Origin of the sequence: Candidatus Mycoplasma haematobovis (genome assembly GCF_001645765.1) — a bacterium.
Taxonomy (GTDB): domain Bacteria; phylum Bacillota_I; class Bacilli_A; order Mycoplasmatales; family Mycoplasmoidaceae; genus Eperythrozoon_B; species Eperythrozoon_B haematobovis.
Map to the genome: position 1 here is coordinate 1 of NZ_LWUJ01000017.1, position 12,237 is coordinate 12,237.

Annotated in this window: 11 protein-coding genes; 6 read left to right on the forward strand and 5 right to left on the reverse strand. The window is 28.6% G+C overall.

Translation table 4 applies throughout. The annotated features are described in order from the left end of the window. Positions 1 to 140 precede the first annotated feature (140 nt). From A6V39_RS05795 to A6V39_RS05810, 4 genes are all read right to left on the reverse strand, one after another. On the reverse strand, positions 141 to 1,259 hold the full coding sequence (locus tag A6V39_RS05795; protein ID WP_187150734.1) for a hypothetical protein: 1,119 nt from the start codon (positions 1,257 to 1,259) through the stop codon (positions 141 to 143). Further along, complete coding sequence (locus tag A6V39_RS05800; protein WP_187150735.1) at positions 1,249 to 1,542, reverse strand: hypothetical protein; 294 nt, start codon at positions 1,540 to 1,542, stop codon at positions 1,249 to 1,251. The genes A6V39_RS05795 and A6V39_RS05800 overlap by 11 nt, the downstream gene beginning before the upstream one ends. After that, a complete protein-coding gene (locus A6V39_RS05805; protein WP_187150736.1) occupies positions 1,523 to 1,894 on the reverse strand; it encodes a hypothetical protein in 372 nt (123 codons plus the stop codon). Before A6V39_RS05805 ends, A6V39_RS05800 begins: the two co-directional genes overlap by 20 nt. A 193-nt stretch (positions 1,895 to 2,087) precedes the next feature. After that, positions 2,088 to 2,336: a hypothetical protein gene (locus A6V39_RS05810; protein ID WP_187150737.1), complete on the reverse strand. Its 249-nt coding sequence runs from the start codon at positions 2,334 to 2,336 to the stop codon at positions 2,088 to 2,090. Positions 2,337 to 2,437: 101 nt separating this feature from the next. On the opposite strand from A6V39_RS05810, the gene A6V39_RS05815 reads away from it, so the two are divergent. The 4 genes from A6V39_RS05815 (at position 2,438) to A6V39_RS05830 (ending at position 11,084) form a co-directional block, all read left to right on the forward strand. Further along, positions 2,438 to 2,845: a hypothetical protein gene (locus tag A6V39_RS05815; protein ID WP_187150738.1), complete on the forward strand. Its 408-nt coding sequence runs from the start codon at positions 2,438 to 2,440 to the stop codon at positions 2,843 to 2,845. Continuing rightward, on the forward strand, positions 2,845 to 4,371 hold the full coding sequence (locus tag A6V39_RS05820; RefSeq protein WP_187150739.1) for a hypothetical protein: 1,527 nt from the start codon (positions 2,845 to 2,847) through the stop codon (positions 4,369 to 4,371). The genes A6V39_RS05815 and A6V39_RS05820 overlap by 1 nt, the downstream gene beginning before the upstream one ends. A gap of 69 nt (positions 4,372 to 4,440) precedes the next feature. Further along, positions 4,441 to 9,630: a coiled-coil domain-containing protein gene (locus A6V39_RS05825; protein ID WP_187150740.1), complete on the forward strand. Its 5,190-nt coding sequence runs from the start codon at positions 4,441 to 4,443 to the stop codon at positions 9,628 to 9,630. A gap of 101 nt (positions 9,631 to 9,731) precedes the next feature. Continuing rightward, positions 9,732 to 11,084 carry a phage DNA encapsidation protein gene (locus tag A6V39_RS05830; RefSeq protein ID WP_187150741.1) on the forward strand — a complete coding sequence of 451 codons (1,353 nt, stop codon included), beginning with the start codon at positions 9,732 to 9,734 and terminating at the stop codon, positions 11,082 to 11,084. Here the strand turns inward: A6V39_RS05830 and A6V39_RS05835 are convergent. Beyond that, positions 11,081 to 11,413, reverse strand: coding sequence for a hypothetical protein (locus A6V39_RS05835; protein ID WP_187150742.1), 333 nt, complete (start codon positions 11,411 to 11,413; stop codon positions 11,081 to 11,083). The two genes, A6V39_RS05830 and A6V39_RS05835, sit on opposite strands and share 4 nt — an antisense overlap. A 74-nt stretch (positions 11,414 to 11,487) precedes the next feature. Here A6V39_RS05835 and A6V39_RS05840 point away from each other — a divergent pair, with 74 nt between their 5' ends. Further along, complete coding sequence (locus A6V39_RS05840) at positions 11,488 to 11,832, forward strand: hypothetical protein (RefSeq protein ID WP_187150743.1); 345 nt, start codon at positions 11,488 to 11,490, stop codon at positions 11,830 to 11,832. A gap of 4 nt (positions 11,833 to 11,836) precedes the next feature. Continuing rightward, positions 11,837 to 12,237: hypothetical protein (locus A6V39_RS05845; RefSeq protein ID WP_187150744.1), on the forward strand; the 401-nt coding region annotated here is incomplete at its 3' end.

A 12,237-nucleotide genomic window follows, 5' to 3' on the forward strand; every position in this document is an offset into this window, starting at 1 on the left:
TACCAATTTCTCTTGCTAATACTTTCTTTTCCAAAGGAATTTGTTCTTCCTCTAAACCCTCTAATAACTTTAAATATTTTTGTTTTGAAGAATTAACAAATTCTATTAATCATTTTGGAGTTCTCATTGTGCTCATAATATTATTCTTCAGAATTCTCTATAGGCTTTTGAATATTAAATTGTTGTTGTGGGTTTGAATTAGATTGAACTGTATCTGGTAGCCCTTGTGCATAAGTTAATCCAGATATTTCTATTTTAAAGTTTTCTTTGACTCACCCTTTATCCTTTAATCTTTTTTCAAATATTTTTAGGCTCTTTAATTGATAGTCTTGTAAATTAGTTACTTGTCTCAAATCTTTATAATTTTCAGCAACAGTTAATCTTTCTTTCTTATCATTTGAGTTTATAGTTACTCCAAGCATTTCACATTCCTTTTCATACATAGATTGAATTATCTCTTTCATATCCTTTACTCTTTGACCATCTATAATTGGCATTGCTTGATACAGATTTTGTTCTTTAGCTCCTACAGTACCAGATTGCCTAATTAGCTCATAAAAGACACTTGGATTTTGAATTTGAGATTTCTCAGTATCAAATGTTTCTTGATTTCTTACTACAACTTGAACTGTCTTTGATAAAGCTTTAGTAGCATCTACAACTCTTGATTTACCTGCAACATATTCCATATTTATTTTCCATCATTTTCTAAAATTAGCACCCCCACTTAAACTTAAATAAATCATTTCTTTGGGGTCTAAATCAAAGTAATCAATTCCAGTTAATAATGATTTGAAATAATATTTCCCATCATCTTTTTGACGCATATAAAAAAGCCTAAATGGATTGTTCCTAAATAATTTTTCTTCTGGGATATTATCTTTGTAAACATCGCTTTCAGCCATTTGAATTTCTTGATTCATTATTTCTTCACTCTTTATTATCCATACTTTTCCAAAGTACCATTCCTTTATTAAAGGTTCTCAAATTTCATTTAATAAATCTTCATTATGACAATCAAATTCTCCAACCCAGTATGAACCAATGTGGTCCATTTGGTCTAAGCAATTTAAAGTAATATTCTTTCAATAAGGTTCATCAACATCTGTTAAATAATTTGTAGTGCTCTTGTAAATATGTCATGCTTTATCCAACATTTCTTTAGTTACTATTGATTGACCTTCTTCTGTATAAGGAGAGATAAATTTCTGTCTATATAAATCAGCAAAGCTTGAAATGCCTGAAGTGCTAATTATCATTCTTTAATTTATCATGCTCATATCTGAGCATGTCAACTATAGCTAATTGTAAATAATAAGTTACGTTCTTTAATCTAGTGGTGATGGTTAAGTGTTCCATAAATTTGTCCATACCTAATTCTTTATTTAACTTTACTAATTTTTCACAGGACTCTAAATAATCAACAGTCATATCAACAGAAGATTTTAAATTTAATGTTGCTTCTTTAATTTTTTCAATAGCCTCTTCCATAGAAGAATATTGACTTCTCTTGGTAAGTAAATTAGTTTCTATATGGCGCATGCCTTATTCCATGTTTCTTTATTTTTTCATTTCTAATTTCAATACCTTCCATTACCATTCTTATTCAACCATTTATAGCTGACTTATTTAAATTAAGTTTAACTCTACATCATTCAAGAGTATCCATCAGAAATTTCTTCTTCATAACTCCATCTAATCATTGTTTATTAGGATTCTTATTAAACCACGCATCTATACCAAGTAAAGGTGCAATAAGCTCTCTACATATTTTGTTCTTTACTTTATTGAAACTTATTTTCTCTTTAGTATTAGGTGAGTTAATTGTTTCAAGATATTTAAATACTAAATTAACAATTGGATGTGGTCTTGCATTAAATAAAGGAACTAACATTTAACTATAGTAAATAACTTTATTATATTAAATAAACTAACTCAAACTTCGTTTGATGGTTTTGCCCTAAAGGGAAGTTGAGCCCCCCTACCCCCCATAACATAAATTTGCATATGTTAATAAGGAGTAGGAAGACTTACTTCCCTTTAGGTTGCCCTGTAAGGTATAGTGTCGCCGCCCCTATTTAAAAATATTATACTTTCTTCTGCTTAGATTTATTTGTTTTTTCTTTTTCATTAATAACTTCTTTAATTAATTTAGTTTGCTCTTTAACAGTATCTGAAATAATCTTTAATTCTTCTTTATTAATATTAGTTAGTAATTCCTTTCAGCTTTTTCCCCTAATTTTTTTAAGGCATGTAGCTATAGCACCAAGAACAGTTGCTACTCCTATACATATTGCCGTAATAACTTCGGGGTCAGATACAGAACTAAATGCCATAAAAATGTCTCATTCTATGTATATATTATATATAATATATAAAGTATAAGTAGTGTTCAGTCAACTAACTAACCTATAGTCGCTATTTATACATTTGATATATGGAAAATCAAGAAGAAGTAGTAGAAAATAAAGTTGTTGAAGCTCCAGTAGAAAATTTAGAAGATAAATACAAACAGCTTATTAAAGAAAAAGATGAGCAAATTGAAATATTAGTTAAGCAAAGTGAATTACAAAAAAAAGTTCATAAACAAGTAGTTGATACTCTTGAGAAAAAAGTATCTGAATCAAATGAAGTTAAGAATCCATTTGAATGAGTAGAAAAGAAAATAAAAAATTTTAATCCAAAGGGATATGAAACTTTTGAAGAATTTAGAAATAATAAAGAGAATAGAATAGAAAGATTAATGCAAAATCATTTAAAAGTTTTGAAAGATTACTATAAAGAAAGTGATGAAGGAGCGGCAAAACGGGTTGAAGGAATTTTTAAAGTAATGAATAATAAATAATGGCTTACTCACAAATTAATTACGTTGCAGAAGTTAATGTTGGAAGCAGTCCAGATATTACTGCAGAATGATGTGGTTACAACCCAAATACATATTCTATTAATGCTTTTTTCAGAGGTATCTACACCGATATTTATATGGGTGTTATTACTAGAATGAAAAAAACAATGCCAGCTGGACATGCATTCTTATTAAGTTCTCTTGACCAAGATGCATTTATTGGTGATGCATTTAGACATATTGAAGTTGGTGAATCATTTATTAAAGATTATGTAGAAGTAGAAGGTGAAGGAGAGGACCTTGGACCAAAATCTGCTCCACATTTAAATATTATTAGTGAAACAGATAGACTTATTGAAAAATGGGAAGTAGCATGTTCACACAACAGAGATACTTTTGGACAATTTTTTAAGAGCTATGCAGATTATTTAGAGTTAGTTAAATTGCTTGAAGGTAATTTAAGACAAGCAATTGAAAATGCACTATCAATAATTATTAAATCAATTATTTGTGCTAACCCAGCAAAAATTATTTTTGGTGATAAAGATTTTGCAAGAATATTTGGAAAAACTAAGATTGACCCACATGCAACACAAACAACAACTTCTAAAGCTGGAAGGGCATACAATATTTTGATGCAAAGTAAAATCAAAAAATATTATGGTAAGTCAGTAGAGCTTTGAAAAAATATTCAATTCTATAATCCATATCTATTTACAACTAATTTTGCTTTTGAGGAGCCTAAGAAAGACTTATATTACGAACATCACAAACCTGAAGAAGATAGAGCAAGAAAAGTTACTCAAGAAATATATACTAATGCACATGCAGAAACAGAAGATGAAACTAATAAGACACATTTCATAGATAATCTTCACAGAAATGATTGTCTATTTGCTTTATATGATTTCATTAGTAAAGCAGTTAATGTTATGACTACTGAGAAGAGTAGTGAATATTGACTTGGTAATGATACAGCAATAACAATTTATGATACCAAAGCCGCTAAAGATAGAGCAAGACAACAAGGACTTGGACTTGATGGAAGACCATTGGCAGGTCAAGGAGCTGAAGCAAACATTATAGATACACAGGCAACTTCATCTGCAGATGATTCTTTTGAAGTTAAAACTGAAAGAGAATTTCTTGGAGTATATTTAAATCCAGAAGACTACATTGATTTAAAAAATGGAATTGCAAGAAGAGGACCAATTGATGTTAGGGCCGCTAATTTAAGTATGTTGGGAGAAGATTTAAATATATTCCCAGAAAGAAGTATGCCACCGGGATTTGTAAGAATAGTTGATAAACGTGCATTAGTTATTAAACCATTCTTTGAATTTACTGATGTTCAAACACCTATGGAAAAAATACACTGAAGATACAAAGCATTCTTCCAATTTGCAATTGCTATATTTAAAAACTTTGCAGGATGCTTAGGATTACCAAGTACACACTTTATTGCGGCACCTAGACTTTATGATAAGTATTCTTTAATTGGTCAAGAATTAGAAAAAAAAAAATAAGGTCTAGTGAGCCTGTTGCGCAAGCGCAGGTAAGGACCAGAAGAGGTTTAAGGGCCTCAAGATAATTAAATGGGAATAAGAGTTGATAATCTTAATAACCTATTTTGAGATAACGGGGGATATAGATTTCCAAATACATATCCACATTTAATTGGAGGAGAATGACTTGAAAAAGTTACTCCGGTTATGACAACTCCTGTTACAGGATGGGTAGTTTTAACTGGAGAATATAACTATGCTGAATACAATGGAGAGTTATTCTTCTTAAAGAAGGATAAGCAAATATCCTACAAGAAGAATAAATGAAGATATATATTAATCAAAGACCATTTATGCACCTTATTTAAAAATAAAGCAAATGTAATTGCAAAAGGAACTTTAATTAATGCAAGCTTAGATAAATTACAAGATTCAGATTTTGAATTTACTTTACCTATATTTACAAATTTCAATCATAGAATTCTTCTTCCTTTAAATAAACAAATCTATAATTGGAAAAAGCATATTGTACCCAACGCACCATTTAAAGTTTTTGATGGGCGTTACGCAATAGACAATAAAGATTATGCAAGATTCCTAAGACAACTTGAAAATAATAAAGCACTTTTAAATGGAAAGAAATTTGAAAAGGCTAAGGACTTTACCTTACTCGGAAGAGCTAAATTAAGTAAAAAAAATCATAATTGAAAAAATGAGCTGGTTGTAAAGATAAGAGAATTATTAAGCAATTTAGATAATGATGATGTTATATTAGCCCAATTTGGAACGGATTATGGAAGTGGAAATTTTTTAAGAAATAAATATGTAATAACACATGATTCATATTCTTTAGGAGCTAGGAAAGAAGAATTTAAGCAAGTATTGAATCTTGATTTATCTGGATTAGAGGATATTGAATTAATTAGTTTAACTACGGGAAAACCAAATGATAAGACAACATATTTTAGAGTTGAATTAACTGAAGAAGCTTTCTTAGAGGACAGAGAAAATATTGTTGAAACATATATTAAGAAACTTGCAAGAAGAAATAGAGTATCTTTTTTAAACCCTTATTCAACAAGAGCTATTTATGAAAGAGATGGAAAATTAAATACATGATTTAATGTTAAGGATGGTGGTGAATTTTATTTTCCTCAAAAAGTTTTTTTTAAAACTACCCCATCTTTATTAGCTAAATCACAATATCAAAGGCATTTCCCCTTAAAAAGAAAAATTGAATCATTTAGGAGTGTTTATTTATATTCTGTAAGAAATTTAAATTTTGTATACCAATTTAAATCTAGTGTAGAGCCAGTTCACGATACATACAGAGAAATTAATTTTATTAACCCTGATACATATTTTTCAGCAGATGAATCAAATAAAGCTATTTCAAAAAATCTTTTGAAAAGCACAAATGGATTTAATGTTGTTAAGCCACCATACGATAATTTATATGCATGAAATGTTATTGGAGAGCCATTAAATATAGGATGATTAATTGGACAATTTTCACTTTGATTAAATAATCAAGATACTTATTTTGAAGTTGATAAACCATTCATAGTCAAAAGGAAATTTGATTCTTTAAGAAGAATTAAAGGTCTAAACAAATTAATTTCAAGATTAGTACAAAATGAAGATGCCTATGAACCAACAGCAATTAGAGAAGAAAAGAATTTTCACTTCACTTTAGATATATTTGGAAAATTAAGTGCGCGTGCCAGACAGGCTACTCAAGAAGCGGATTTCCTAATAGGAGAGAAACTTTTATTTACTACTTGAGGATTACCAACTTATTTATTATTCCAGCCAATTAAGGATAATGGGTATGACTATACAATAGATGCTATTGATAAATCAAGTACTTTAATTGGAAGATGATTAACTGGGGCATCATGATTTTATGGATATTCAGTATTTGATGAAGGTAGATACGTTTCAGAATGAGCAAAAGCATGAATGAAAATGGGATATTCAAATTTTGATGAACTAAGTTATGACAGATATTATTCAAGTCCAAGTAAGTATCAACAATTAAAGACGCACATTAAGAGAAATACAAATGCATATTTCATTAGTGAATCTGTATCTTTTAAAAAAACACCCATTAGAGAATGTAATGTTGGAGACATATTCTTTTCTGACTTAGATTACTTCTTTTTTAGCCATGATGAAGGCAATGACCTTACTCAAACAAATTTTGATTGATTTACGCACATTAAAGATAGGGATAGTGATTTACAAGATAAAGAGATAGTTGTTTATCACGATATTCAGGAGGGTGGCTTAGCTATAGGAAAAGTAAATGTATTTGAAACTGAAACTACTTTACCTGATGGACAGTTTATTGCAGAGGACAGTGCAATTAGCGGTGATTCAAGTAATGTAAATAAAGTAAGAACTAAATTAACAAAGATTAGTAAGATATCAAAATATGAAAATTTTGATGAAGTAATTAATGTTGTTAGGAATAGGCCAACAGAATTTTTTCAAGGAGGAATAATTGATTTTACATTAGATGATTTAAAGGGGAATCCATATTTATTTGATTTAAAGGGAACTGACTTTTATTGCCTATTAGACGCACAAGGAAGAGTAAATTTAATTTTTAAAGAAAGTGAAAAGGATGTTAAAGTAAGTCAGAAACAAATATATGCTATAGCGGCAAATGAGGCTATAGCCAAGCTGGATAAAACTCAATGAGTAAATCAGAAAGTTAACTTAAGTATTTATGGACAGAAAGTTGAATTACCTGTAAAGGCCTTTGCACAGAAGATACTAATAACAATTGAATTAGATACAGCAAATTTAGAAAGGGTTGGGCAACAGGCACTAGACTCACACAAAATAGAAATTTCACATGCTCTTGGGAAAACTTATTTGAGATTCGACACTTCCAAATTAGAGACTAGAGGAACTGCACAATTTAATGTATTTGATATTGAAAGATTAGATATTGCAAATATGCGTGCATCAGAAGATTACTTAGTAAAGAGAAGAGAGTTTGATTTGAATACTCAATCAATGAATTTAGAGCACAGGAGAATGAGATTTGAAAATGAAATGCAGAAAGTTTCATTAATAACTAATACCATTATGGGGGCTATAGGGGGAATAACTTCTATTGCCGGAATAGGACTTGGAATTGCAACTGGGCTTTCAAAGATGGCTAAATTAGCTGGAACGGCAGTGAATAGATTAGGAACTGGAATGACTATATCGGCAGTTAATCAGGGAATGGGAACTATATCAAGTGGAGTATCTTCTTATTTACAACTCAGAAGACATTCAGAGAATACTGCAATGATGAATGAAAGAATTGGACAGCAAATTGAGAAACATGTATTGAATTCATACACTATTGATTTATCTTATGCAAGACAAAAAGAAGATTATGCATTTAATTTAAGAAGGGCATTTGCGCAACAAACCTATAATCAAACTAGTTCAAGAGAAAGAAATTTAGCTTTAGATGATAAAGAGAAAGATTTAGAGGGAGTTGGAAGAAAGGAAGATAAAGAAATTTATTTAGAGATATGAACTATCTCTGATAAGCAAAAAGAATATGTAAGTGAATATCATAAAGAATTTGGAGTTGATTGTAGAGTGGCCAATAGTTTAATTCCAGTTGGCAATGGAATGAAAACTGGTGTTTACAAAATGGAGAGTGTTGAATTAACAAATCTAAATGACAGAATTGACTTATTATTAATTAAAGCTTTATTAGAAAATGGAATTCAAATTGTAGAGTGAATTGAGCATGAACAAGTTAAAGAATTAATTCCGGAAGACCCAAGAATAGCTAAATTACAAAAACAAATTGAAGATTTAGAAGCATTAAGAAGACAACTTGAACAAGAAAAAGAATCATTAAATGTAAGGATACAACAATTAACAGTAGAGATTTCTAATTCTAAAGATGAAGAATTTAGACTTCAAGGAGAAATAAAGGATAGGGAAAAGAAGATAGAGAAAATTAAAGAAGATTTAAATGTAGCTTCACAGCAACTTGAATATGAAGTAGATAAGTATGATAAATTAAGTGTTGGATATAGAAAATTAGAGCAAGATAAAGCAGTTGAAGAAAGATTAAAGAATCTTTATTTAGAAGAGAAGAATAAGTTAACTGAAGAATTAAGAGTAGAAAAACAATCACTAAAAAATCTTCAGTCTCAAAAAAAAGATATTGAAAATAGCTTAAAACAAAAAGAAAAAGAACTTGAAGAGGCAAATACAAGTAAAGAAGAATTACAGAAGTCTCTAGCCGCTTTAAATATACAATTAAATTCTGAGAAGCAAAAAAACACTGAATTAACTGAAGATTTAAAAAAGCAATTAGAAGAATGTAAACAAAGAGAGAGAGTTTTATTTACAGAAAAAAGTAAATCTAATGAAGAGATTGAGAACTTAAAGAAAGAAAATTTAGATTTAGAAAATAAAGTTAAAGAATGTGCACAATTAGAAGAAAAAATAAGTAAACTGGAAGAAATAGAAGCTGAATTAACTAAGGTTAAAGAAGAGAAAGATACTCTTACTAAACAATATGATGCAAAATTAATAGAGCTTCAAGAGAGAGATAAGACTATTGAAGGTTTAAGACAAGTTGAGAAATTTGAAGTAAGTAACCTTCCTAATAAATATGTCTACTCATTAATGAATCATCTGACAAGAGCATTTAAGGATTATACAATTCCTGATTATCCTTGAATTTTTGATGAAAGTCACAAAAGCGCTCGATTTATAACAGTTTATAAATGAGATGAAAAATACAGAATTTTTATAGCCCCAGATGGTTCTGGAGTAAATACTGAGGTATATAAATTTAAATTATGATGAGGTAGATGGGATTTGGGTTTTTATTGGAAATTTACCAATGATTCTTTTAGAAATCAAAAACTTATTGAAATTGTAAATAGTAATTCACCTACAGATACAGGTAGTTCATTATATGGTTCAGATTCTTCACCACAATCATATGATAAAGCAGTATATGTAGGTAGAGCCAAAGTAATTATGTCACAATATATGTTACGACAACCTAGAATATATTCTTTAACTAATGTCAATATTAAAAACGCTGAAGAACTATTAAAAGTGGAATTAGTATCCAAAATTTATTTTAATCCAGAAAAGGGATGAGGAATTTTCACTGATAGTTGAGTAATTAATAAAGAAAATGAAAAACAATGAACTATTCTTGAAACATATGGAGATTATTTAAAATTCCTCGGATGTACCTGAGACCCAATTAATGAAAAGGTAATACCCAAAAATTAAAAAGCCAATGTATAAATAAAGCCAATAGATAATAAAATTCAGATTATTAATAAACTAACAATAAATATATATCCTATAGTAGGAAGCATAATTATATTTTAGTGGAAAGTCAAGATAATATATTAATAGACTTTTATAAAGACAAATCTGAGACTACTAATAATAAAGAAGAGGATTTAAAAAGGATAGAGCAATTAAAGAGTGTAGACTATATTCAAACAGAGGAAGAAAAACAATTATATGAAAAATTTTGTCAAATAGCTAATGAGGACCCAGACCAGAAATTTAAATTTGAACACATTGATAAATTAGGGGTTAAAGCAGATTTTGTAATAATATATGGTAAGAAGGGAATTGGAAAGACATATCAGATATCAAAGATAATTTCAGAATTATCTGATAAAGATGAGAATGCAGAAGTAATATTATTAAGAAATACAGTATCTGAATTTCAAGCATTACAAAAACAATTATTAGTAGATTATTCTCCAATTTATTTAAAGGGCAGGACAACTAATAATCCATCATTATTTCATAAACATTTATTAAGAGGAAAGAAACCCAGATATATGGGTTTTTGTGCGGCTTTAAACGGGTTTTCATTAGAGTCAGCAAAAAGTGCTGAATACCCTAATATTAGATTAATTATTTGAGATGAATGTACAAATGTGGGTACCAGTACTACTTATGATTCAGGAGACATAGCAAGATTTATTACATTCTTTGATTCCATAATAAGGAATAAGACAAATGTGAAGATATATATATTTGGAAACTTCCACAGACAGACATCAGGAAAAGTAAGTGATGTTCTATTAGATACTCTGAGAATACCATATGGATGTACACTTAAACATAAGATAGTTGAATCTCATAATAAGAAGAATAAATCTTCATTTCTTTACATAAACACAGGTTCTTTATATAGCGGAGTTGATACTAATGCAAAAGTATCATTATTTAGTGAGCAAATACAAGAAGACTTATATGGGAATATGCCAAAGAGCTATTCAAGCATGGTTGGAGCACTTAATATTTTTTATAGCCATATTCCTGAATGGGGACTAATATTTAATAATGGAATTGATACTTACATATTATTATTAAGTAGTTTTTCTGCTAAGAAAGATAAGAATCATAAAGAATTAAATTGAATGATACATATGGAAAAATTTCCAACAGATAATGTTTTTGTGCATGATATATTAACTTCAAGTATGGCACTTTACAATGCATATAGTAAAGATTATGGAGTTGAATTAATTAGTAGTGAAGAAGAAAGATTATATATACATGAGCTATATGAAATTTGCTTACAGAGGTCATTATATTATTCATGTGATATAGCATTAGAGCTATTTAAATGTCAAATGAATTATTGACAAGAGAAATATAATTTGGGAATAACAGTATCTTTTTTTCCTACTAAAAATAAACAGTGAAAGGGATTTTAATCATTAAGTGGTGTCCAAATACCTTTCTTCTTAGCATAATTAAGAATATGATTAACTATATAATAACGGTCTCTGAAATTTTTATTACTTAAAGCAGTTTCATCAAAAAAATATGAGGTTCTTAAAAAAAATAAAGTTCTTTGTCTAGTAGACAAACCAAGAGTATCAAATACTTCATCTTTATTAGGAACTATGAAATCCCAGAAAGTTCTAATATAATCACTGCTTTTTATAATTTTAACTATTTTTAATAAAGTCTCATTATCAGCATTGTAACCATATCTTTTTAATTTCTTCAATAAATATTGTGCAAAATTTAACTTTGTCATACCATAATATTATAATATAAAAAGATGTAAAAAAAAGTTTAAAGTTGGTAGGATTTGTGATATAATATATATATATGAATAACAAAGAAATAATCAATCTTCTTAAAGAAGAAAGAAATGCTCTTGATTTACAAAGACATAATATTAAAGAAACTAATAGAAGATTAAATCTTCAAATTCGAAGATTAACAGATGATATTAATAGAATGTCACCTGCTGTTAAGAAAAGGTTTGCACCTAGATTAAGAAGACAAATAAAAATTTCAAGAGAAAATATTAACAACAATAATTACTATCTTTTAAGAACCTGAAGTGAGAAGAACATAAGATGAGAAAATAAGTGTACAGATAATGGAATTTGCTGATTTAAATTAACACAATTAATTGAAGAAGAAAGAGGTTGAGGAATATATATATAAGATAATGTTAATTCTTAAAGATAAAGTCTTAAGACAAATAAATAAATGTGATGAAGCTAGAAGAAAATTACAGAGTTTTGTAGAGTCAGTTAATAATACGTTAGCATTACTGAAAGAAAAGGTAAATGATATTAGAATTGAACCAAGAAGAATTGGAATTCCTAAACCAGCAACAACAACTGATGATATTGCAAAGATGCTTGATTTTAATTATGGATTGCCAATTGGATATTCAGAACTATGTATGGAAACTATTCGATTACAAGATTTATTAAGGGATGAATACAAGAGAATAACAACTGAAGCTAAAGAACAACAGAATAATAAAAAAGATTACACAGTTAAATCTAAAGAAGGAAGTACAATAATGGAAGTTGAGACAATTAAATTAAATGATAAAGAAAC